Below are 23,244 nucleotides of genomic sequence, written 5' to 3'. Positions count from 1 at the left end.
GGAAGGACAGCAGGAAATAGCTCCTAATTAAAAATGAAATTCTACTAAATGAACTCTAAATTTCAACTTTTTCGTTAATGTTTGAGTTTAGGTTTCAAAAGCCTTCGATTTCGCTCAGGATGACAATCGTGGAAAAAAACTTAGAACCTTAGCAACTTAGCCCCTTAGAACCTAAAAAAAAACTATTTTTGTAATTCATTTTCAGGTAATAAATAAATGTCAATACTTAAGGATTTAGAACAATTATCAGCGTCGTTGGAAGGAACACTTTTATACGATGATCTTCATAAAACGCTTTATTCGACCGATGCTTCGGTGTACAGGATTAAACCAAAAGCGGTTGCCGTGCCTAAAACGATAGCAGATATTAGTAAACTGATCCGGTTTGCTGCGCAGCACAATATTTCGATTACGCCAAGAACCGCCGGGACTTCGCTTGCCGGACAAACGGTTGGCGATGGAATTGTGGTCGATGTTTCTAAGAATTTTACCAAAATCCTGAATTTTGACCCGATTAAAAAAACGGTTACGGTTCAGCCCGGCGTAATTCGCGACGAACTGAATTTGTTTCTGAAACCGCACGGTGTATTTTTCGGCCCGAATACTTCAACTTCAAATCGTTGTATGATAGGCGGAATGGTGGGAAATAATTCTTCAGGAACTACATCGATTCGCTATGGTGTGACGCGCGATAAAATTGTTGAAATCAAAGGAATTTTGAGCGATGGCTCTGAAGTAGTTTTTAACGAACTGACTTCGGCGGAATTTATCGAAAAAACCAAAGGAGATACTTTAGAAAATAAAATATACAAAAGCCTTTACGACGAACTTTCTGTAAAAGCAACGCAGGAGGAAATTATAAAAGAGTTTCCAAAACCCGAAATTCACAGAAGGAATACTGGTTATGCCGTTGATATTTTACTGAAATCGGATTTGTTTGGCGGAACTGAACCCACAATTAACGTCGGGAAATTACTTTGCGGAAGCGAAGGAACGCTGGCTTTTACGACTGAAATTACACTAAAAGTTGACGATTTACCGCCGGCGAATAATATTATGGTGGTTGCGCATTATCACAGCATTCAGGAATCGTTGGAATCTGTTGTGGTGGCAATGAAACATCATTTGTACACTTGTGAAATGATCGACGACACGATTTTGGATTGTACCAAAACGAATCGCGAACACATTAAAAATCGTTTCTTTTTGCAAGGCGAACCCAAAGCGATTATGATGTTTGAAGTGGCTTCGCACGATGCGGAAGATGCCGAAAATCAGGCGAATGCTTTAGTTGCCGATTTAGAGAAAAATAATTTTGGTTACGCGCTCGTAAAAATTTACGGTGCCGATATTGAAAAAGTAAACGAACTTAGAAAAGCCGGACTCGGACTTTTAGGAAGTATTGTTGGAGACGACAAAGCAGCCGATTCTATTGAAGATACTGCGGTAGAGTTAAACGATTTGCCAGCTTATATTGCCGAGTTTTCAGCCATGATGTTACGTCACGGACAAGGTGCGATTTATTATGCACATGCCGGTGCGGGAGAACTGCATTTACGTCCGGTTTTAAATTTGAAGAAAACATCTGACTTGAAATTGTTTAGAACCATCGCGACCGATGTGGCGATTTTGGTAAAGAAATACAGAGGTTCGCTAAGCGGGGAACACGGCGACGGAATTGTGCGCGGAGAGTTTATTCCGTTTATGATTGGCGAAACGAATTATGAACTGCTGAAAAGAATCAAATTGGCATTTGACCCTAATTCGGTTTTAAATATTGGGAAGATTGTGAACGCTTTAAAAATGGACGAAAACCATCGTGTGGTTTCGGGCAGGGTAGAACCGGATATTAAAACGTTTCAGGATTTCTCAGACAGTTTAGGGATTTTGCGCGCCGCTGAAAAATGCAACGGATCTGGTGATTGTCGAAAATTACCATCGGCAGGAGGAGCGATGTGTCCGAGTTATCGTGCGACCAAAAATGAAAAAGAAACCACGCGTGCGAGAGCGAATGCGTTGCGTGAATATTTGACGTATTCTGAGAAAGAAAATAAATTTGACCAGAAAGAATTATACGAAGTTTTTGAGTTGTGCGTGAGCTGTAAAGCCTGCGCCAGCGAATGTCCAAGTAATGTAGACGTTGCAACCTTAAAAGCAGAGTTTTTATATCAATACCAAAAAGCAAACGGTTTCTCCACCCGAAATAAGATTTTTGCACACAACGCAAAACTGAATAAAATGGGAAGTTTGTTTCCGTCAATCACCAATTTTATTTCGAATCAATCTTTTGTAAAAAAAAGTATGGGAATTGCGCCGGAAAGACAAGTTCCGCTTTTGGCAAAAAGAACGTTCAGAAAATGGCATGAAAATCATAAACCTACAGTTACGGATTTTCCAAACGGAAGATTGTATTTATTTGTAGATGAATTTACCAATTATTATGATGTAAATATAGGAATCGATGCTTTCGAATTATTAACCAAATTAGGTTATCAGGTTTTGGTTATCGACCATGAAGAAAGCGGAAGGGCGTATTTATCTAAAGGTTTTTTAGAGCAAGCAAAAAAAATAGCAAATCACAATGTCAACATTTTTAAGGATTTGGTTTTAGGCAATGCACCTTTGGTTGGTCTTGAACCTTCGGCCATTTTAACTTTCCGCGATGAATATCTTCGCTTGGCAGATGATAAAGAAGAAGCAGAGAAGTTATCCCGAAATGCTTTTACGATCGAAGAATTCTTTAAAAAAGAAATTATCGACGGTAAAATTACACAGGATTCATTTTCGGAAGAAAAGAAAGAAATCAAGATTCACGGACATTGTCATCAAAAATCCTTGAGTTCGGTTGAAGCAACTTTCGCGATGCTGAATTTGCCGAAAAATAATACAGTTACGATTTACAATTCAGGCTGTTGCGGAATGGCAGGATCTTTTGGTTACGAAAAAGAACATTATCAGGTTAGTATGCAAATGGGAGAAGATACGCTATTCCCAAAAGTGCGTGCCACCGCCGAAAACGTAAAAATCGCTGCCGCAGGAACCAGCTGTCGCCATCAAATTTATGACGGAACGAAACGTGAAGCACAGCATCCTGTTAGTATTTTGAGGAATTGTTTGCGTTGAGAGATGGCACGCGGATGACACGGATTCACTTCGTGAAAACGTGGATAAATGCGAATTTTTTTTGTTTCACGCAGATTTGGCAGATTTAAGCAGATTAAAAATAAATTAATCTGCGCGCATCTGCTAAAATCATTTTAAATCTGCGTGAAAAAAATAATTCGGGAAATTTGTGCAATTCGTGGCGAAAAAAAATAAACCTGCGTAAATCTGTTTAATCCGTGTTATCCGCGGTCAAAATAATTCACCACAAAAAACACATACAAAACAAAATCGTTTTATATATTTGAAATCAGGATAATTTTTGCATTATTTGCAAAATAAAAGCATAAAGTCCGAAAGAAATTAATTTTAAACTAGAAAATACAATATGGCATTATCAGGTTTATTCCGAAAAAAGACGGTACAAGATATTCTGAAACAAGTTGCAAAAAACGAAGCAGACGGTCATAATGCGCTTGGAAAGCATTTGACGACCAGAGATTTAACTGCATTTGGAATTGCAGCAATCGTTGGTGCAGGAATTTTTAGTACGATCGGAAAAGCCAGTGCAGATGGTGGACCAGCCGTAATTTTCTTGTTTTTATTTACAGCTCTTGCATGTAGTTTTGCCGCTTTTGCTTACGCCGAATTTGCCTCGATGGTTCCCGTTTCCGGTAGTGCTTATACCTATTCATATGTTGCTTTTGGAGAAATTATCGCCTGGATTATTGGTTGGGCGTTAATCATGGAATATGCCGTAGGAAACATAACGGTAGCCATATCGTGGAGTGATTATTTTACGGGACTGCTCCAGAGTGGCGGAATTCATCTCCCGCAATGGATCCAAATGGATTATCTAACCGCTTCAAACGGATTTAAAGATGCCACAGCTTTAATGCAGGGCGGAAAATCTTTCGAAAATTTAAGTGCTTCTTTGCAAGCCGCACATACAGCCTGGACAACGGCGCCAACAATTGGTTCTTTTCATTTTGTGGCTGATTTACCGGCTTTGTTTATCATTATTTTAATTACAGCCTTGGTTTACCGTGGAATGAAAGAATCTCGTAATGCGAGTAATGTCATGGTAGTGGTAAAACTTTGCATTGTTCTTTTAGTGATTGCAGTTGGGGTATTTTATGTAGATACAGCCAATTGGGATCCATTTGCACCAAATGGAGTGAGCGGAGTTTTAAAAGGAGTGTCAGCAGTTTTCTTTGCTTATATTGGTTTTGATGCGATTTCGACAACTGCAGAAGAATGTAAAAATCCACAACGTGATTTACCACGCGGAATGATGTGGGCAATTATCATTTGTACAATATTATATATAGCCATTGCCTTGGTTTTAACCGGAATGGTGCGTTATAATGAATTAAATGTTGGAGATCCTCTAGCGTTTGTTTTCGACAAGTTAGACCTAAAATGGATGTCTGGAATTATTGCCGTAAGTGCTGTAATTGCCATGGCGAGCGTTTTATTGGTTTTTCAAATGGGACAGCCGCGTATCTGGATGAGTATGAGCCGTGATGGTTTATTACCAAAGAAATTTTCTACAGTGCACCCAAAATTCAAAACACCATCTTTTGCGACAATTGTAACGGGTTTTGTGGTGGCAATTCCAGCCTTGTTTTTGAATTTGACAATGGTAACAGATTTATGCAGTATAGGGACTTTATTTGCCTTTGTATTAGTTTGCGCCGGAGTTTTGGTTTTACAAAACAAACCTGAAATTCCAAGAGGAAAATTCAAAACGCCATATGTAAATTCAAAATTTATTATGCCTGTTTTAATGATTGCGGGATTGTATTATGCTTTTGCTTTCAATAATAAAGCTACAATGGCTTTTATCAATAATGAATCACAAACAAACGACGCAACAACAATAATTACGTCATTAGACAAAGAAGAATCTGCGAAAGTTTTCAATTATTTAGAAAGCATCGATGTTAAAAATAAAACTGCCGAAACCTCAGATTTAGAGCATTTATTAAGCCAATACCAAGACGACGAAGCCAAATATGCAGAAGTTGTAAAAGGTTTGCCAATTAATGATTCATTAAAATACGAATCAGGTTTCAGCTTATTCAAACACAAAATCCCAATGTGGATTTTCCTTTTTGTTTTGGTTGGATTAGCCGTTTGGGCATTCAGAAAAAACTTGTCTTTAATTCCGCTTTTAGGATTAATTTGCTGCCTTTATATGATGGCCGAATTAAGTGTTTGGAACTGGATTTACTTTACGGTTTGGTTATTAATCGGGTTATTTATTTACTTTACTTATAGTAGAAAAAACAGTAAACTAAACTTCGTAGAGAAGTTATAAGTTTGATTTATAATTATAAATGAAAAGCCGTTCTGAGATTGACCAGAATGGCTTTTTTATTTTGTTTTTTATAAAAATATATTCTTATTTCCTATAGGCTTTTTCTTAAGTTTGCAGCTTGTAAATTTTAATTTAATTTTTTAAACAGATATGAGTTTCCTGAAAAATGTATGGGGCAAAAAAGATGCTCCAATAGAATCGTATAGTGATTTTTGGAATTGGTTTTTAAAACATGAAAAAGAGTTTTTCAAAATTGTTCAGGACGGAAACAATATACATAAAGGGTTTTTAGATAAAATTGCACCAAAATTAGGTGAAATTCATGATGGTTTTTATTTTTTGACCGGAATGTTTGATAATCAAACCGCAGAGTTGATCCTAACGCCAGACGGAGCGATTAAAAATATTTATGTGGTAGAAGAGTTGGTCAATGCGGCCCCAAAAATTGAAGGCTGGAAGTTTACGGCTCTTAAATCTGCATCAGATATTAATGATGTTGGTATAACTTATGAAAATTTTAATTTTGATAAAGGCAATTTAAAATTTTATCCTAATATTCATAACGACTATCCGGACGAAATTGATTTGACAATTGTTTACGATCATTTTGAGGAAGATAAAAAAGCCGCTGTAACAAATGGTGTTTATATTTTTTTGGATAATTACTTAGGAGAATTGCATTCTGTTACTCTAATAGATAATATGAAAGTGGTAGGTGCAAATGATATTTCTCAAGAATTGATACCAATCGAAAAATTAAAAGATTATTTAATTTGGAGAGAAAAGGAGTTTGTCGAAAAATATGAAGGTACAAGACACAATACTGAAAATGATGGCTACGCAACTTTTGAAGGAAAAAGCCAAGAGCGTGGAGTTATTTTAGCAATAATCAATACAACGGTTTTAGAGTGGAATAAAAAGGCATCTCATCCCTGGATTTTTATTGTTGCAATTCCATTTGAAAAAACAGACGAAACAGGTTTGCCCGATGATGTGACGTATAAGTTATTAGATGAAATTGAAGAAGAAATAATGTTTAGCCTGCCAGATTCTGATGGATATCTAAATATTGGAAGAGAAACAGCAAACAATAAAAGAGAAATCTTTTTTGCTTGTAAAGAATTTAGAAAACCACCAAAAGTTGTAGACGCATTAATCAAAAAATACAGCCAGACTTTTGAAATAAGCTATGAGATTTACAAAGATAAATATTGGCAATCTTTTAGACATTTCGAACAAAATTAAAGCAAAAGCCGTTCTGATCGATTTCAGAACGGCTTTTTTATTTTGCTACAGATTAAAACGATTAATAAGATTTTATTTCACGCAGATTTTGCAGATTTAAGCAGATTAAAATAGATTTTTTTTTAGCGAATCGCAATAAAATAAATCTGCGCAGATCTGCTTAGATCCTTTTAAATCTGCGTGAAATAACTTAGCGATTCTCTGCGAAAACCCTCGGTGCAATAATTAGTGAAAATTAGTGAAAATTAGTGAAATTCGTGTTTCAAAATCCCTAATTCCACCATACAAGATTTCATCATCTCATAAGTACGCTGAATATCATTATCCAAACCAATCGAAAAACGAATCAAACCATCTGTTAATCCCATTTCGTGTTGTTCTTCCAGCGGAATTTCACTAGAAGTTGAGGTTCCCGGCGCGCTGAAAAGTGTTTTATAAAACCCTAAACTTACCGCCAAATAACCCAAGTTTCTGGCTTGCATTAATTCCATTAATTCATTGGCTTTTTCTAAAGTTCCAACATCAATCGTCATCATTCCCCCAAAACCATATTCCGGATTAATCATCGTTTTGTACAATTCATGACTCGGGTGACTTTTCAATCCCGGATAAACCGTTTTTAAACCGTCAGCTTCAAATTGATCCGCTAGAAAATGCGCGTTATGACTGTGTTGTTTAATACGAATATGCAGTGTTCGAAGATTTTTCATTACCGAAGCCGATCGCAAACTATCCATCGTAGGCCCTAAAAGCATGCTCGCGCCGGAGTTTACATTTTTCAGCGAATTAATAAAATCTTTAGAGGCGCAAGTCACACCGCCAACTGTATCGCTGCTACCGTTAATGTATTTTGTCAAGCTATGAATTACAATATCGGCACCCAATTTTGCCGGCGAAACCGATAAAGGCGAAAATGTATTATCGACAACCAATTTCAAATTATGTTTTTTTGCAATTTTAGCCAAACCAGCAATATCAGCCACTTCTAATAACGGATTACTTACCGTTTCGCAATACAAAACCTTCGTTTTTGTCGTAATTGCGGCTTCTACAACATCCAATTTTGTAATGTCAACAAAGCTCGTTTCAATTCCAAAACGAGGTGTGAAATTCTTCAAAAAAGCATAGGTTCCGCCATAAATCGTTCGGCTTGAAACAATGTGGTCACCCGCGCCGCAAAGCTGCAATAACGTAGGTGTAATCGCTCCCATTCCCGAAGCCGAAACATTTGCCGTTTCTGTACCTTCCATCGCCGCCAAAGCCTGATCCAAATACAAATTACTTGGCGAAGAATGGCGCGAATACAAATAGCAGCCTTCCATATTTCCTTCAAAAGTATCAAACATGGTTTTTGCTGATAAAAAAGTATAAGTAGAAGAATCAGAAATTGACGGATTTACTCCCCCAAATTCCCCAAAGTATTGCAAATCCTGAATTTTATCTGCTGGGTTAAAGTCTTTCATATGTTTTTTTAGTTTATTGTTTTTAGTTTGTTGTTTATTATTGAAATTGATTTTTTTGATATTGCAATTGCCATTGGAATTTATTTGTTGGAATTTTAATTTGAAGCTATTCCAGCTTTCCGTTTCAAGTCCTCATAAAAAAGGCAAAGTTTCTAATGGTCTAAAAAGAGCTTCCTCCGGTCGCTTTTTTAGCCCAAGAAACTTTTGCCTTTTTTACTCCGGGCTTTCCACTTCAATCTGGGCTAGGACACTCGTTATCAATAGAAATTCTATTCAAAATAACGTTTTAATAGAAAATTAATCAACCATGTATTTAATAATTAGATTTTAAAACTACATAAATGAATTATTAAAGATTATTAATCTAAATTTGTTAAAGTATTTTCCAAACAATAGATTTTATTTCATCTGCAACAAACCATAAACTATAAACATGACTTTAGACGCCACCGATAAAAAACTCCTTGTTTTATTACAAACAGATAGTAAAAAAACAACCAAAGAATTATCATTAAAATTGAATCTTTCAGTAACAGCAGTTTACGAAAGAATTAAAAAACTAGAGCGCGAAGGCATCATAAAAAACTACGTCGCATTGGTAGATAAAACCAAAATAGATAAAGGATTTGTAGTTTTCTGTCACCTAAAACTCATTCAGCACACCAAAGAATTCCTAACCAAATTCGAAAGCGAAGTCATCAAACTCAATGAAGTTTTAGAATGCCATCACGTAAGTGGCGATTACGATTACATTCTCAAAGTATTAGTAAAAGATATGGAAGCCTACAGAGAATTTTTAGTAACCAAATTAACCTCACTACAGCATATAGGAAGTACACAAAGTATGTTTATGATTAGCGAAGTAAAGAATTCGACGGTGATTTTTTAAGGAAGGGACTAAGGTTCTAAGTTGCTGAGATTCTAAGTTTAGGAACAAAGGCTCAGAGGTACAAAGTGACAAAGTTTTTTTAATTCACTAAGATTTTTAGTCGATAAGGTTTTAGGTTTTTTATTTTGAATTGCCTCCAGCTTTAGCTGGAGATTTTAGGTTTGAGAAGGAAAAGGCTTTAGCCAAATGATAAGTTTGGCTAAAGCCTTTTTTATCCTAATTTATTTTTACATCCAGCTAAAGCTGTACGCTATTCAATTTAGTTATCGCAAAAACTTTGCGACTCTGCGACTTTGCGAGATTAAAAAGAAAAACTTAGCGATCCTTCCAAAACTCTTAGCGAACTTTACTATTCAATTAAAATTAAAAAACTTTGCGTCTTAGTGCCTTCGTGGCTAAAACCTCCACCCCAAAATTTCACACAAAAAACATTGAAATTTAAACTTTAAACAAAACTTTATTCCTTAATTTTGTATCGCTAAAAATAAAATTAACAAACTATGAGTTCATTTGACGTAGTCATTATAGGTTCAGGACCGGGCGGATATGTATCAGCAATTCGTTGCGCACAATTAGGTTTCAAAACAGCAATTGTAGAAAAGTATAACTCTCTTGGCGGAACCTGCCTTAACGTAGGTTGTATTCCTTCAAAAGCATTATTATCTTCTTCTCATCATTATGCAGAAATTGCTCATTTTGCAGATCACGGAATCGAGGTTTCTGGAGATGTAAAAATCAATTTAGAGAAAATGATTGCCCGCAAACAAGCAGTTGTAGATCAAACCGTAGGTGGAATCAACTACTTAATGGACAAAAATAAAATCACTGTTTTCACAGGTTTAGGTTCTTTCGTAGACGCAACGCACATTGCAGTTGCAAAAGCTGACGGAACATCTGAAACTATCGAAGCAAAATATACTGTAATCGCTACAGGTTCAAAACCATCTTCTTTGCCTTTTATCAAAATTGATAAAGAAAGAATCATCACTTCTACAGAGGCTTTAGAATTAAAAGAAGTTCCAAAACACTTAGTAATTATTGGAGGTGGAGTTATCGGAATCGAGCTTGGACAAGTTTACTTACGTCTTGGTGCTCAGGTTTCTGTAGTAGAATTCATGGACAGAATTATTCCGGGAATGGACAGTTCTTTGTCTAAAGAATTGACTAAAGTATTGAAAAAACAAGGAATGAAATTCTACGTTTCTCACAAAGTAAAATCAGTAGAAAGAAATGGCGGTGCTGTAGTTGTTCAGGCTGAAAATGCAAAAGGAGAAACAATTACTCTTGAAGGAGATTATTCACTAGTTTCTGTTGGTCGTCGTCCATATACAGACGGATTGAACGCTGACAAAGCAGGAGTTAAAATTTCAGACAGAGGACAAGTTGAAGTAAACGATCATTTACAAACTAACGTTCCAAATATCTATGCAATTGGTGACGTTGTTCGCGGTGCTATGTTAGCACACAAAGCAGAGGAAGAAGGAACTATGGTTGCTGAAATCTTAGCAGGTCAAAAACCACATATCGATTATAACTTAATTCCTGGTGTAGTTTACACATGGCCGGAAGTTGCAGCAGTTGGAAAAACAGAAGAGCAATTAAAAGCAGAAGGAATTGCATATAAATCTGGAAGTTTCCCTTTCAAAGCGTTAGGACGTGCAAGAGCAAGTGCTGACTTAGACGGATTTGTAAAAATTCTTGCTGACGAGAAAACAGATGAAGTTTTAGGAGTTCACATGATTGGAGCACGTACAGCAGATTTAATTGCTGAGGCGGTTACTGCAATGGAATTTAAAGCTTCTGCAGAAGATATTTCAAGAATGAGCCACGCTCATCCAACTTTCGCGGAAGCGGTAAAAGAAGCAGCATTGGCAGCAACAGAAAATAGAGCAATACACGTATAATTTCTTACCTAAATCATATTTTAAACCCGTCAGAATTAATTTCTGACGGGTTTTTCATTTTATATCAAATTTTAATGCCTAAAAAAATATAAACCTGAAGAAAAATTTTGTAAATTAGATGTGTAATTCTGATGTTATCTTTATAATTATAAAAAAGACAACATCATGAAAAATAGATATATAACTCCGGTTTTAATAGGAGCAGGAATTGCACTTTTACTATATTCCTGCAAATCTAAAATTCCAGAAAAAGCTGTTGCTGTCACCAATTTTGATAAAGCAAAGTATTTGGGAAAATGGTATGAAATTGCCAGATTAGATTATAAATGGGAGAAAGACTTAAACAATGTAACTGCCGAATATTCGCTCAACGAAGATGGCACTATAAAAGTTGATAATAAGGGCTATAATGTCAAAAAAGACAAATGGGAAGAAAGCATCGGGAAAGCCAAGTTCGTCAAAAAGGACAACGTTGGTATGCTTAAGGTCTCATTTTTTGGTCCTTTTTATTCCGGTTATAATGTAGTTGCGATAGATCCTGATTATAAATATGCACTTGTTGCAGGCGAAAGCCTAAAATATATGTGGATACTTTCAAGAGAAACTTCAATACCGGAAAACATCAAATTAGATTACCTTAGAAAAGCTCAGGAAATTGGTTACGACACTTCTGAACTGGTTTGGGTAAAACAGGGTCAACGCTAAATTATTTTTACCGCAAAGAACACAAAGATTTTAATCTAAGAATACCTTTGAAAATCAAAAAATTCGCAAAGCTAAATCAATACAAAGCTTTGCGTCCCGAGGCTTCGGGATGCCTTTTTATAAAAGCTAAGAGTAAAAAAAACTTAGCGATCTCTGCGGTAAAAATCGCCTTTGATTCATTTTTTTTCGGTCCCCATACGTTTTAGAATTGATCCATAAAACAGGATAGGAATTAAAAACAAAACCCGACATTGTAAGTGCCGGGTTTTTTATGTTTGAGTAAAATTAAATTATGCTCTAAAAACACTTCTGTAATTATCCCAGTATCTGTAAATTAAAAATAAATTAGCAAGGAATAATAGTGCCGCAATTGGCAAACCCTCGGGAGCCAGAAAATAATTGATAAACAAAATGTTTACCGTTATTGGTAAGATCAGGATATTTGCTAATGTTACATAACGTCCGGTTACAAATGCAATTCCGCAAAGCAATTCAATTGATTTAGCCAAAGGCATTAGATAAGTTGAAGCCATTAAGCCAACATTAAAGGCTTTAAAATTCCCTGTAGTTTCTGGTTCTGGCATTAGATGGAAAAAATAACTGATCGAAGCAAAAAGCAATAAAAGACCGATCAGGACGCGGATAATAATGGTTGCAATTTTCATAATACTAGGATTTAAGATAGGTTAAAAAAATATAATTTATTTTGCTGATAAACATTACAAATTAAAATCCTCTAATAAAACAAAAATCTGTTTTTCGGCCATTTTTATTGAGAATTTTATAATCAATACAATCCTATTTTGGGATTAATTTAATCCTATATCAAATATAATGAATTTTTTCTTATTAAATTGCTGATTTATTAACAGTTTTAGCTAATTATTGTATTTGCTTTTAAACCTGAAATTTCTATTTTAAACTTTCATTGATAAGTCGTACCATTAACTTATTTAAAGATTCAACCTGATAATTTCCCACAGAAGCCACAAGATGATCGTTCCCAATACCGCTGTCGTTGGTTATAAAAACGTATGTTCCATTAGTTGCAATTGCCATATAACGCATTAAAAACTCCGTTTCCTTGTCGATGCCACTAGCAGTGATCGGAATAATTGTTATGCCTTTTTTACTTGCTTTTGCGATTAAACTGTGAATTTCTGAAATAATTTGATCGTCATAATGAGGTGGAGCATCCAATACTAAAAAAAGAATTCTCGAAGTAGCATTTTTAGACCATTTCAAGTCATTAATAGATTCGTTTAAAGCTGTTTCAACAGCCTCAGGAAAATCACCTCCGGCGTCTGCATATTGTTCTTTGATAAATCCTGTAGTATCATCAATATCTGTCGAAAAATCAGATGTTTTAGTAACATAATCTTCGCCTTTATCTCTATAAAAAACAGCTCCCATATTTACAATAGTGCCTTGATTGTTACGCTTTACTTTTGAGATAACATCAGTTAATTCTTCTTTCAGATAATCTATTTCATCTCCCATAGAACCTGTTGCATCAACCATAAAAGCAATGTCGATTTTCTTTTCTTTAGTATTTGGTTCATTGTAATTTTTTAAAACTAATCTATTGATTTTTTTATCATTATAGTTTTGAATATTTTGAAATACCTGATTGCCAATTTTAATTTTTAAATTTTGAGTAGCGGCTTGGCTATCTTCGTTTAAAGAAGGCCATAATTCGGCATTTCCTTTATTGTTTGTTCTAGAAGACCAAATAATATTGTTTTGAGAATCAAGTAATAAAACAGGTACATCAACCACGTTTTCATAATCTGATTTTACATTTACAGAAATCCTGTCTTTTAGATTGTATTTCCAGTAACTACTCATTTCAGAGAACTCTGAATTTTCGTTTAAAGATTCCCAAAATGACCAATTACTTAAATCATTCCACTCACCGGCGGTAATTTGTCCAGCCTGAATTTGTTGTTGTTTTTTATCACTTTCTGAATATTCAGATTTTGAGGATTCAACGTCTGCGCGATCTTCTTTAGCCGAAGCATCTACTGTTACATCTGCTGAGGATGTAGAATCTGCTTTTTTGCAAGAAAAAAGTAATGTGATAATTACCAGGGCTGTCAACCCCAATTGTGCAATTGTTTTCATAAAAGGTTTTAAAGTTGATTAATAAATAAAGTTTTGAATCTCATTAATGATGATTTTCTGTTAAAAAAAAGATTTTGTTAAATGCGCGCTAATTCGATATACTAAAAAGTGTGCCAATAATTTTTTAGTATTCTTTTATTGAAGGATTTTTTTTGTCGTAATTTTGAAATCTAAAAATTATACTTTTTTGAGAGTTTCCATATATAAACATATTCCCAATCCAGAGCAGTTTAAGCAGCAACTTCTATCATGGTCACAGCAATTTCGCGAAGTCATTTTTTTGGATAGCAATTCGTATCCGCAAGAATATTCGAGTTTTAATTGTATGTTGGCGGTAGATGCTTTTACGTCTTTAAAAACCGATTTTCATAATGCTTTTGAAGACCTGAAACAATATCAGCAAACTACAAAAGACTGGCTTTTTGGATACTTAACATACGATTTAAAGAATGATGTCGAAGATTTAAAATCGACAAATTTTGACGGATTGGATTTTCCGGATTTGTTTTTCTTTCAGCCCAAAAAAATATTTATACTGAAAGAAAATCAGCTTGAAATTCAGTATTTATTGCTTTGTGATGATGAAGTTGAAGAAGATTTTGAGGAAATAGTTAAAAGTGAAAAATTAGAATATAAAAGTCAGGAATCTTTAGAGATCGAACAAAGAATCAACAAAGAATTTTATATCGAAAAAGTAACAAAAATGTTGAACCACATTCACGCAGGGGATATGTATGAAGCCAATTTTTGTATGGAATTTTTTGCCGAAAATGCGATTATAAATCCGCTTGAAAAATTTCAGAAACTGAATGAAATCTCACAAGCACCATTTTCTGTTTTCTTTAAAAATCATAAACAATATTTGCTTTCAGCATCGCCTGAACGATATTTGAAAAAAGTGGGAGATAAGTTAATTTCTCAACCTATTAAAGGAACTTCAAAACGATTTATTGATCCGATTGAAGATGAAAAATCAAAACAATTTCTGGAATCAGATGCAAAAGAACGTGCAGAAAATATCATGATTACCGATTTGGTTCGCAATGATTTATCGCATACAGCGCAAAAAGGTTCGGTTGAAGTTGTGGAGCTTTGCAAGATTTATTCGTTTTTGCAGGTGCATCAAATGATTTCGACCATAACTTCAAAATTGGATCCGCAATATTCACCAATTGATGTTTTAAGAACCACTTTCCCAATGGGAAGTATGACGGGCGCACCAAAAATTTCGGTAATGAAAATTATCGAAAATCTGGAAGAAACCAAACGTGGTTTGTATAGTGGAGCCGTTGGGTATTTTACTCCGGATGGTGATTTTGATTTTAATGTCGTAATCAGAAGTATTTTGTACAATCAGGAAAATCAATACGTTTCATTTTCAGTAGGAAGCGCTATTACATCGCAATCCATTCCCGAAAAAGAATACGAAGAATGTTTGTTGAAAGCTAAGGCAATGCATGAAGTTTTAAGATAAGAGTTAGCCACAAATTCACGAATTAATATTTTAAAATTCGTGAATTCGTGGCCGATTTACTAATATAGTTTTTCATAAAGTATAGAATTTAATTTTTTACATTTATCAAATGTTTTCAAATTTTCAAAATCATATCGTTTCAAGATTTCCATTTTTGGAAGGAAAAAAAATATTTCTTGCCGTCAGCGGCGGCTTAGACAGTATGGTTTTGCTGCATTTATTTCAGCAATTGCCTTATCAAATTGCAGTTTTGCATTGTAATTTTCAACTTCGCGGATTAGAAAGTTTTGGCGATCAGGACTTCATTCAAAACTACTGCGATCAAAATAATATTCCAATTTTTACAACTCAGTTTGATACTGAGGCTTTTGCAAAAGATTATAAACTTTCTACGCAAGTTGCAGCACGTGAATTGCGTTATAGCTGGTTTTATGAACTTTTGGAAACCGAAAATTTCGACTATATCTTTACCGCTCATCATGCCGATGATAATCTCGAAACGTTCATTATCAATTTAACGCGCGGAACGGGATTGGATGGTTTAATCGGAATTCCGGAACAGAATGATAAAATTATACGTCCGCTTTTGCCTTTTTCGAGAGAAGAAATCCTGAAATACGCCGAAGAAAATAACATAGAATGGCGCGAAGACAGCAGCAATGCGTCGAATAAATACATGCGAAATAAAATCCGTCATGATTTGGTTCCGATTTTGAAAGAAATCAATCCCAACTTTTTGAATGCTTTTCAAAAGTCACAGTCGTATTTGCAGGAATCGAAAGAAATGGTTGAAGATGCTTCGATTATGATTTATCAGCAAGTGGCGAAAGAGGTCGGCGATGATATTCATTTTGATTTAAATCAGCTTAAAAAATTACCCAATTACAAGTCTTATTTGTACCAATGGCTCAACGAATTTGGTTTTGTGGCTTGGAATGATATTTATGATTTGGTTGATGGTCAATCTGGTAAACAGGTTTTTGCTGCAGAATTTAGGCTGTTAAAAAATAGAAATACCTTGATTTTGAGTCCGATTTATGAAGAAGGCGAAACAGAAGAATATCAAATCAATGAAAATGAAGAAGACGTTAATTTTCCCTTAAAATTGAAGCTTTGTCATGTAGATGACATTACAATAGATTCAAATAAGTCTATCTTTGTGGACGCCGAAAAAATCCAGTTTCCTTTGGTTTTACGTAAATGGAATGAGGGAGATGTTTTTCATCCTTTTGGTATGAATGGCCAATCTAAAAAAGTAAGCAAACTTTTTAAAGATGAGAAATTGTCGCTTATTGAAAAAGAAAAAACCTGGATTTTATCTTCCGATAATCAAATTGTTTGGGTTGTAGGGATTAGGCAGGACGAACGTTTTAAAATAGAAAATACCACTAATAAAATACTTAAAATAGAATTACAATAATGAACTTTACTCAATCCCATCAAGCTTCAATATCAAAAAGTGTCTGGAATAAAACCATTGTTTTTTTGTTATTTTTCATTTTTGCTTTTGCAAATAGTAATGCTCAAATTTTAGAACCGGTAAAATGGACATCTAAAATTGAAAAAAAAGGCAATAACGCCGTTTTAATTTTTGATGGTACTATTGAAAAAGACTGGCATATGTACTCGCAATTTACTCCGGAAGGAGGTCCGCTTGCGTTGGAGATTGTCTTTAAAAATCAAAAAGGCAACTACGAATTAATTGGCAAAGCCAAAGAAGGAAAAACCAGAACGGCTTTTAATGACGTTTTTGGCGTAAATGAAACTTTCTTTGAAGGAAAAGCACATATCGAGCAGGAAATTAAGATTATAAATCCGAATTTAAAAACAGTCGATGTTGATTTTGATTTTCAGGTTTGTAAAGAAGTTTGTATCAATTCTAATAAAAAATTCTCAATCAGCGTTCCTTCCACTTTTAAAATGGATGCCGTTCCTGCGATAACAGAATCAAAATTAGACGAAACAAAAGTTCCGGCTTTGGTTGTGGATACTTTATCAGCTTCGGTAGAAAAAGCTAAAAAAGAAACAGTTAAAACAGAAGTTGCTGCAACTTCAAAAGAAGAAATTCCTGCACCGGCATCTTCAAGAAGTTTGTGGTCAATCTTTTTTATTGCTTTTATTTCAGGGTTTGCGGCATTGTTAACGCCTTGTGTGTTTCCAATGATTCCAATGACAGTAAGTTTCTTTACAAAACAAAGTAAAAGCAGGGCGAAAGGTATTAGAAATGCGATTATTTACGGACTTTCGATTATTGCTATTTATGTAATATTAGGCTTAATTGTTACTAAAGTATTTGGTGCAGATGCCTTAAATGCTTTGTCTACAGATGTTTGGTTTAACTTGATATTCTTTGTTTTATTGATTGTTTTTGCGGTTTCATTTTTGGGAGCTTTCGAAATTATGCTGCCAAATTCATGGGCAAATAAAGCAGATCAGCAAGCAGACAGAGGCGGAATTATTGGAATATTGTTTATGGCTTTGGCTCTTGCAATTGTTTCATTTTCATGTACAGGACCAATTGTGGGAACGTTATTGGTTGAAGCAGCTTCAAATGGAGGAATCGCACCAGTTATTGGAATGTTAGGATTTTCATCTGCAATGGCTTTACCGTTTATGTTGTTTGCGATGTTCCCGGGTTGGTTAAATACATTACCAAAATCGGGCGGATGGCTGAATACTGTTAAAGTAGTTTTAGGATTTTTAGAATTGGCTTTAGCATTCAAATTTTTATCAAATGCCGATTTGGTGCTGCAATTGCATTTACTAGAAAGAGAAGTTTTCTTAGCGATCTGGATTGCCATTTTTGGAACTTTGGCTTTTTATCTTTTCGGAAAAATTACATTACCACACGATAGTCCGTCGAATCATATTTCAGTTGGAAGATTATCTTTCGGATTGATTGTTTTGACTTTTACAATTTATTTAATTCCGGGACTTTGGGGAGCACCTTTGAAATTGATAAGCGCTTTTCCACCGCCTCAGACATATAGTGAAAGTCCGCTTGGATTTGGAGGTTCTGGAGGAGCAGGTAACGGTATTGTTTCTGAAAAAGGATTACCAGAAGGAGCAGAGTTAGGCCCACACGGAATTATGGTTTTTCATGATTACGAAGATGGTGTAGCTTTTGCAAAATCAATCAATAAACCAATCATGCTTGATTTTACAGGATATGCCTGTGTAAATTGCAGAAAGATGGAAAACAATGTTTGGTCTGACGAAAGAATTTTGCCAATCTTAAAAAATGATGTTGTACTGATTTCTCTTTATGTTGATGATAAACGCGAATTGCCAAAAGAAGAACAATTTGTAACAGCCGCAGGAGATAAAATTATAACTGTTGGCGACAAATGGACCGATTTTATGATCTCAAAATATAAAACGAATACTCAGCCTTTATACATTATAACTGACTTAGAAGGAAAAAATCTAAACGATACAAAACCAACAATTAGTTATGTGAGTACCGAAGAATATTTGGTTTGGCTGAAACAAGGGATTTCTAATTTTAAATAAGAATAAAGAGAATAGAATAAAGAGAATAGAATAAAGAGAATAGAATAAAGAGAATAGAATAAAGAGAATAGATGAAAGAGAATAGATGAAAGACTTCTATTTTAATCTAAAATCTGCGATCTAAAATAAATCAAAAAAGCGCTCTGAATAAGAGCGCTTTTTTTTGGTTAGTTTTGTTTTTTGGTTTTGGAAATTGATTACTATAAGTATTCTCCGTGTTGAGAAATGTCTAATCCTAATTCTTCTTTTTCTTCAGTAACTCTTAGAGGAGTAATTTTATTTACAACGAAGAATAAAATGTATGAACCTACGAAAGCAAATACAGAAACAAGTACCAATGCTTTTAATTGTGTTAAGAATAATGTAGCATCACCAAAGATTAAACCTTGGTTGTCACCAACAACTGAATTTACAGTGTTAGAAGCAAATACTCCAGTTAATAACATTCCTACCATTCCTCCAACACCGTGACAAGCGAAAACGTCAAGAGCATCGTCAATTTTTCCTTTAGGGAATTTACTCACTACAAGGTTACTAATTACAGCGGCAATGATACCAATTGCTAAAGCGTGGGGTATGCTTACGAAACCAGCTGCTGGTGTGATCGCAACTAAACCAACTACAGCACCAATACAAGCACCCATAGCAGATAATTTGTGACCTAATATTTTGTCAAGGAAAACCCAAGCCATAGCAGCAGAAGCAGCGGCAATTGTAGTAGTTCCTAAAGCCTGAGCAGCAAGACTTCCGGCTCCAACAGCAGAACCTGCATTAAATCCAAACCATCCAAACCATAATAAACCTGTACCTAATAATACATAAGTAATTCTGGCAGGGTTTACTTTTTGAACTTTACGTTTTCCTAAAAAGATTGCTCCGGCCAAAGCAGCCCAACCAGCACTCATGTGTACTACAGTACCACCAGCGAAGTCAAGAACTCCCCATCCAAAAAACAATCCGTCAGGATGCCAAGTCATGTGACATAATGGAGCGTATATAAATATGATAAATAAAACCATGAACAATAAGTAAGCCCAGAAACGAACACGCTCTGCAAAAGCTCCAGTTATTAATGCAGGAGTGATAATAGCAAATTTTGCCTGAAATAAAGCAAAAAGAATCATCGGAATTGTTGGTGCCAACTCCCAGGCGGTATTCGCGCTTACTCCCTGAAAAAATATATTTGATGAAGGATTTCCGATGAAACCACCAATTGATGGTCCAAAACACAATCCGAATCCAATTACTATCCAAAGTACAGTAACAATTACCATTGCCATGAAACTTTGAAGCATAGTACTGATTACGTTTTTCTTTCCTACCATTCCTCCATAGAAAAATCCTAATCCCGGAGTCATTAATAATACAAACGCAGTTGCAACAACCATCCATGCAGTATCACCTGTATCTAGTTTTAGTTCAACAACGTGAGCGCCTAATGTTTTTGATTCAGTAACAAATGAGATAGAAAAAATAGATAGTAATAAAATCGTGATAAGAATCACGCTTAAAATAATTTTTCGCATAGTTATTTAGTTTTAAATTTTTGATAAAAATATAAAATCAATCAACACCCCTATAAAAAATAGAGTCTAATGTTTAATTTTTGTTAATATTTCATTTTAACCCCCTCAGTTTTGAATGTATTTGTTAAAACGGACTTAAAATTTACAATTTGGCAACATTTTTTTAGTCTGATTTGAGAATTTACATACTTTTCCTGTTTTTTTATTAATTTTTTATGATTGAAACACATGGATTATTGCCGAAAATCGTCTTATTTTTTATGTTGATGATGTATATTTGATCTTTTTAACATTTTTTATAATTAAAACTTAAGAATGGAAATTCAGAAAATTAAATGGGGAATTATAGGTTTAGGAAACATTGCCAATCAGTTTGCTACAGATTTACAATTGCTTGAAGATGCCGAATTAGTTGCCGTAGCTTCCCGAAATAAGGACAATGCAAATGCGTTTGCACAAAAATACAACTGCCCAAAAGCCTACGATTCTTACGATGCTCTTTTTGCAGATAAAAATGTAGACATTATATATATCGCCACTCCCCATAATTCTCATGCAGAACTTTCTATTAAAGCATTAGAAAACGGAAAACATGTTTTATGCGAAAAGCCAATGGCACTTTCATATAATGATGCTGTTCGAATGACTGAAGCTTCAAAAAAACACAATAAATTTTTTATGGAAGCTTTCTGGACACGATTTATTCCGTCTGTTCAGGATGCTTTGGCAAAAGTGAAAAATGGAGAAATTGGAGAGGTAAAATACCTTAAAGCCGATTTTAATTTTATTGGAAATGAAATACCGGGAAGTCGGTTATTTGATAAACAAAGTGGAGGAGGAGCTCTTTTTGATGTTGGCGTCTATCCTTTATTTCTCTCTTATATAATGTGTGGAATTCCAAAAACTACATTTGCCAAATCTATTTTTCACGAAAACGGAATTGATTTGCAGACATCCATAATTTTAGAATTTGAAAATGCACAAGCCATTTTGCATACTTCAATAGTTTCAGAATCTGATATGAAAGCCGTAATTGCGGGAACAAAAGGAAGAATCGAACTCAACTCGCCATGGTTTATGGCAGATGGATATGCTATTATTAAAGAAGAAAAAGAAACTGCTTTTAGTTTTCCGAATTTAGGAAAAGGATATTCGTACGAAGCCATAGAATGTCATAACTGCATTAGAAACAATCAGATAGAAAGTAAACTTTGGTCGCATCAAAATAGTCTGGATTTGAGTAAGATTGTGGAGGGAATTAAAAACCAAATTGGGTTGGAATTTTAATGCTTATTTCTTGTAATGAAATTTGCGATGCTTTAATGTGTTGTTTGAAAAAAAATCTTCAAAAATACTTATTTTTTTTGCTTATTAAGTCTATAAGTGAAATTTTTATTTATGCTTTTCGGAGATAAATTCTAGGGAAATTTTTATCATTAATTTTCAAATCTTTTCTTATTTCTTTAATAAGTTCTGTTAAATATTTATCGTGTAAATTATTTTGTTTTCCCACAGCTTCCTCTTCATATTTAATCATTTTTATTACTACTTCTTCACTTGCAATTATAAAAATTTTATTCCTTGCGAATACATATTTTTCAGTGGCATTGCTGTCATAATTATTTCCCGCTAGATAATGTAATGCTTCTATATAGGCAACATAATGTTCTTCTTTTAATTTCTTTGTTTGAAGAATTATATTGTTCTTATTAACTAAAAATGCACCGATGAAAGAAACTAGAATTGCTGAAATGGCACCTAATATTGAAATGTAAATTTCTGGGGTCATATTTAAACTTTAAGTTATTACTCTTTTTTTCCTTTAATTAATTCTTTTATACTTGATTTCATTTCTTCAATAATCGCTATACATCTATCTTTTCTGACTCTATTGTATTCAATCATTTCATTGATTTGGTATTCATTTACATCTCTTTCTAGATGATTGTTTGGTATAATATTTCTTCTATTTAAATCTATGCTTTTATAAGCTTTTATTAATCTGCCTTTTCCTGAATCATATTCTTGGAATGTTGTAATAATCTTCACTAGTTCATCATAGTGAATATCTTCAATCAAAATTGAACTAATTTCAATTTGTTGGTGTGTACTTGAGAGTGCAATTGCAAACTTATTTAAGTTAGACTTTGATGCTTCCTCCCATAAATCATTACAGGCAAATTTTAATTCCTGTAATCTTTTCCATAAATCAAGATATAGTTCAAATTGCTTGTCATTATATTTTAAGGTGGTTGCTTTTAAAACATCTAATTCAATTTTATATGCCTCAAGTTTTTTTTCAAAATTGTGACTTACTTTTTCTTGATATTGTTTTGCTAAAAACTCAGAAGCTTTATTTGTAAAAAACCATAATACAGTACTAGAAACTGAAATTGTACCAATAAATCCGAAGATAATTTTAGCGATAGTAGAAGTATCCATTTTTTTGCTTTTAATGTTTATTCAAATATATATTATTTTGTTGAAAACTAATCTTTTTCTGGTTATATTGGAATGGATTAATTTTAGAAAATAGCTTAATTTAGGGTAAACTTAAAAACTAACAATTATGGCTCTATCAGATTTTTTCAGAATTAATTTACCTTATGGCATTCATAGAAATTCAAATAATGAGTGGACTGCATTTAATAGGGAATATATGCCTTTGGGATGGAATAAAATTATAAATATGGATTCTACGAGTATTACAGAAGGCGAAACTGAAAAGCCTATTTATGCTAAGTATAGCAAATTAACTGATAAAAAATTGCAAGAAATAGCTGGTTCTGAAAATATGATACATTATGATTCAGATGGAAAAATTTTTAGAATTTATTTATACGATGATGGATCAGTTCCGAGTCGAAAAAATCCATCAAAAAAAGATTGGGATAATTATTTTGAAAAAATTAAAATGTTAAGTGGATTTATGGCTGTTAGATAAGTATTAAAAAGCGACTTATGTTCTCAGTAGAT

17 protein-coding genes are annotated in these 23,244 nt (G+C 34.1%); 11 read left to right on the top strand and 6 right to left on the bottom strand.

Annotation, left to right across the window (positions count from 1 at the left end; all coding sequences use genetic code 11):
* Positions 1–216 precede the first annotated feature (216 nt).
* From RT99_RS20370 to RT99_RS20360, 3 genes are all read left to right on the top strand, one after another.
* Entirely contained in the window at positions 217–3,123 is a 2,907-nt protein-coding gene (locus RT99_RS20370; protein ID WP_042566590.1) for an FAD-binding and (Fe-S)-binding domain-containing protein, read from the top strand.
* 367 nt (positions 3,124–3,490) lie between these two features.
* The gene (locus RT99_RS20365) at positions 3,491–5,425 is read left to right on the top strand and encodes an amino acid permease (RefSeq protein WP_042566589.1); all 1,935 of its coding nucleotides are present in this window, start codon (positions 3,491–3,493) and stop codon (positions 5,423–5,425) included.
* 150 nt (positions 5,426–5,575) lie between these two features.
* Positions 5,576–6,670: a DUF695 domain-containing protein gene (locus tag RT99_RS20360; protein ID WP_042566588.1), complete on the top strand. Its 1,095-nt coding sequence runs from the start codon at positions 5,576–5,578 to the stop codon at positions 6,668–6,670.
* A gap of 245 nt (positions 6,671–6,915) precedes the next feature.
* Here the strand turns inward: RT99_RS20360 and RT99_RS20355 are convergent, their stop codons facing one another.
* Positions 6,916–8,133: an aminotransferase class I/II-fold pyridoxal phosphate-dependent enzyme gene (locus RT99_RS20355; protein WP_042566587.1), complete on the bottom strand. Its 1,218-nt coding sequence runs from the start codon at positions 8,131–8,133 to the stop codon at positions 6,916–6,918.
* Positions 8,134–8,566: 433 nt separating this feature from the next.
* On the opposite strand from RT99_RS20355, the gene RT99_RS20350 reads away from it, so the two are divergent.
* The 3 genes from RT99_RS20350 to RT99_RS20340 all read left to right on the top strand — a co-directional run bounded on the left by RT99_RS20350 (position 8,567) and on the right by RT99_RS20340 (position 11,631).
* Complete coding sequence (locus RT99_RS20350; protein WP_042566586.1) at positions 8,567–9,022, top strand: Lrp/AsnC family transcriptional regulator; 456 nt, start codon at positions 8,567–8,569, stop codon at positions 9,020–9,022.
* 500 nt (positions 9,023–9,522) lie between these two features.
* A complete protein-coding gene (lpdA, locus tag RT99_RS20345; protein WP_042566585.1) occupies positions 9,523–10,926 on the top strand; it encodes a dihydrolipoyl dehydrogenase in 1,404 nt (467 codons plus the stop codon).
* A gap of 165 nt (positions 10,927–11,091) precedes the next feature.
* Positions 11,092–11,631 carry a lipocalin family protein gene (locus RT99_RS20340; protein WP_042566584.1) on the top strand — a complete coding sequence of 180 codons (540 nt, stop codon included), beginning with the start codon at positions 11,092–11,094 and terminating at the stop codon, positions 11,629–11,631.
* 290 nt (positions 11,632–11,921) lie between these two features.
* Here RT99_RS20340 and RT99_RS20335 read toward each other — a convergent pair whose 3' ends face one another.
* Together RT99_RS20335 and RT99_RS20330 are read right to left on the bottom strand one after the other, a co-directional pair.
* Entirely contained in the window at positions 11,922–12,296 is a 375-nt protein-coding gene (locus RT99_RS20335) for a DoxX family membrane protein (RefSeq protein ID WP_042566583.1), read from the bottom strand.
* A 247-nt stretch (positions 12,297–12,543) separates the two neighbouring features.
* Positions 12,544–13,755, bottom strand: a complete 1,212-nt coding sequence (locus tag RT99_RS20330; protein WP_042566582.1) for a VWA domain-containing protein — start codon at positions 13,753–13,755, stop codon at positions 12,544–12,546.
* 187 nt (positions 13,756–13,942) lie between these two features.
* On the opposite strand from RT99_RS20330, the gene RT99_RS20325 reads away from it, so the two are divergent.
* The 3 genes from RT99_RS20325 to RT99_RS20315 all read left to right on the top strand — a co-directional run bounded on the left by RT99_RS20325 (position 13,943) and on the right by RT99_RS20315 (position 18,742).
* The gene (locus tag RT99_RS20325; RefSeq protein WP_042566727.1) at positions 13,943–15,229 is read left to right on the top strand and encodes an anthranilate synthase component I family protein; all 1,287 of its coding nucleotides are present in this window, start codon (positions 13,943–13,945) and stop codon (positions 15,227–15,229) included.
* A gap of 109 nt (positions 15,230–15,338) precedes the next feature.
* On the top strand, positions 15,339–16,649 hold the full coding sequence (gene tilS, locus RT99_RS20320; protein ID WP_042566581.1) for a tRNA lysidine(34) synthetase TilS: 1,311 nt from the start codon (positions 15,339–15,341) through the stop codon (positions 16,647–16,649).
* Positions 16,649–18,742 carry a cytochrome c biogenesis protein CcdA gene (locus RT99_RS20315; protein WP_042566580.1) on the top strand — a complete coding sequence of 698 codons (2,094 nt, stop codon included), beginning with the start codon at positions 16,649–16,651 and terminating at the stop codon, positions 18,740–18,742. The genes tilS and RT99_RS20315 overlap by 1 nt, the downstream gene beginning before the upstream one ends.
* A 200-nt stretch (positions 18,743–18,942) precedes the next feature.
* Here RT99_RS20315 and RT99_RS20310 read toward each other — a convergent pair whose 3' ends face one another.
* Positions 18,943–20,268, bottom strand: a complete 1,326-nt coding sequence (locus tag RT99_RS20310) for an ammonium transporter (protein ID WP_042566579.1) — start codon at positions 20,266–20,268, stop codon at positions 18,943–18,945.
* Positions 20,269–20,583: 315 nt separating this feature from the next.
* Here RT99_RS20310 and RT99_RS20305 point away from each other — a divergent pair, with 315 nt between their 5' ends.
* Complete coding sequence (locus RT99_RS20305) at positions 20,584–21,555, top strand: Gfo/Idh/MocA family protein (RefSeq protein ID WP_042566578.1); 972 nt, start codon at positions 20,584–20,586, stop codon at positions 21,553–21,555.
* A gap of 109 nt (positions 21,556–21,664) precedes the next feature.
* On the opposite strand, the gene RT99_RS20300 is transcribed toward RT99_RS20305, so the two are convergent.
* Both RT99_RS20300 and RT99_RS20295 read right to left on the bottom strand, forming a co-directional pair.
* Positions 21,665–22,057, bottom strand: coding sequence for a hypothetical protein (locus RT99_RS20300; RefSeq protein WP_042566577.1), 393 nt, complete (start codon positions 22,055–22,057; stop codon positions 21,665–21,667).
* A gap of 17 nt (positions 22,058–22,074) precedes the next feature.
* The gene (locus tag RT99_RS20295) at positions 22,075–22,710 is read right to left on the bottom strand and encodes a hypothetical protein (RefSeq protein WP_042566576.1); all 636 of its coding nucleotides are present in this window, start codon (positions 22,708–22,710) and stop codon (positions 22,075–22,077) included.
* 127 nt (positions 22,711–22,837) lie between these two features.
* Here RT99_RS20295 and RT99_RS20290 point away from each other — a divergent pair, with 127 nt between their 5' ends.
* Positions 22,838–23,212: a hypothetical protein gene (locus RT99_RS20290; protein ID WP_042566575.1), complete on the top strand. Its 375-nt coding sequence runs from the start codon at positions 22,838–22,840 to the stop codon at positions 23,210–23,212.
* Positions 23,213–23,244 lie beyond the last annotated feature (32 nt).

The organism is Flavobacterium sp. MEB061 (assembly GCF_000834715.1).
Lineage (GTDB): Bacteria > Bacteroidota > Bacteroidia > Flavobacteriales > Flavobacteriaceae > Flavobacterium > Flavobacterium pectinovorum.
The sequence above is the reverse complement of the archived record's forward strand: the minus strand, read 5'-3'. Positions and strand labels throughout refer to the sequence as shown.

Excerpts from the sequence above, each read along its gene's own strand:
- RT99_RS20355 (WP_042566587.1), bottom strand. The coding sequence starts at position 8,133 with ATGAAAGACTTTAACCCAGCAGATAAAATTCAGGATTTGCAATACTTT.
- RT99_RS20295 (WP_042566576.1), bottom strand. The coding sequence starts at position 22,710 with ATGGATACTTCTACTATCGCTAAAATTATCTTCGGATTTATTGGTACA.
- RT99_RS20365 (WP_042566589.1), top strand. The coding sequence starts at position 3,491 with ATGGCATTATCAGGTTTATTCCGAAAAAAGACGGTACAAGATATTCTG.
- tilS (WP_042566581.1), top strand. The coding sequence starts at position 15,339 with ATGTTTTCAAATTTTCAAAATCATATCGTTTCAAGATTTCCATTTTTG.
- RT99_RS20290 (WP_042566575.1), top strand. The coding sequence starts at position 22,838 with ATGGCTCTATCAGATTTTTTCAGAATTAATTTACCTTATGGCATTCAT.
- RT99_RS20300 (WP_042566577.1), bottom strand. The coding sequence starts at position 22,057 with ATGACCCCAGAAATTTACATTTCAATATTAGGTGCCATTTCAGCAATT.
- RT99_RS20370 (WP_042566590.1), top strand. The coding sequence starts at position 217 with ATGTCAATACTTAAGGATTTAGAACAATTATCAGCGTCGTTGGAAGGA.
- RT99_RS20335 (WP_042566583.1), bottom strand. The coding sequence starts at position 12,296 with ATGAAAATTGCAACCATTATTATCCGCGTCCTGATCGGTCTTTTATTG.
- RT99_RS20305 (WP_042566578.1), top strand. The coding sequence starts at position 20,584 with ATGGAAATTCAGAAAATTAAATGGGGAATTATAGGTTTAGGAAACATT.
- RT99_RS20315 (WP_042566580.1), top strand. The coding sequence starts at position 16,649 with ATGAACTTTACTCAATCCCATCAAGCTTCAATATCAAAAAGTGTCTGG.
- RT99_RS20330 (WP_042566582.1), bottom strand. The coding sequence starts at position 13,755 with ATGAAAACAATTGCACAATTGGGGTTGACAGCCCTGGTAATTATCACA.
- lpdA (WP_042566585.1), top strand. The coding sequence starts at position 9,523 with ATGAGTTCATTTGACGTAGTCATTATAGGTTCAGGACCGGGCGGATAT.
- RT99_RS20360 (WP_042566588.1), top strand. The coding sequence starts at position 5,576 with ATGAGTTTCCTGAAAAATGTATGGGGCAAAAAAGATGCTCCAATAGAA.
- RT99_RS20310 (WP_042566579.1), bottom strand. The coding sequence starts at position 20,268 with ATGCGAAAAATTATTTTAAGCGTGATTCTTATCACGATTTTATTACTA.
- RT99_RS20350 (WP_042566586.1), top strand. The coding sequence starts at position 8,567 with ATGACTTTAGACGCCACCGATAAAAAACTCCTTGTTTTATTACAAACA.
- RT99_RS20340 (WP_042566584.1), top strand. The coding sequence starts at position 11,092 with ATGAAAAATAGATATATAACTCCGGTTTTAATAGGAGCAGGAATTGCA.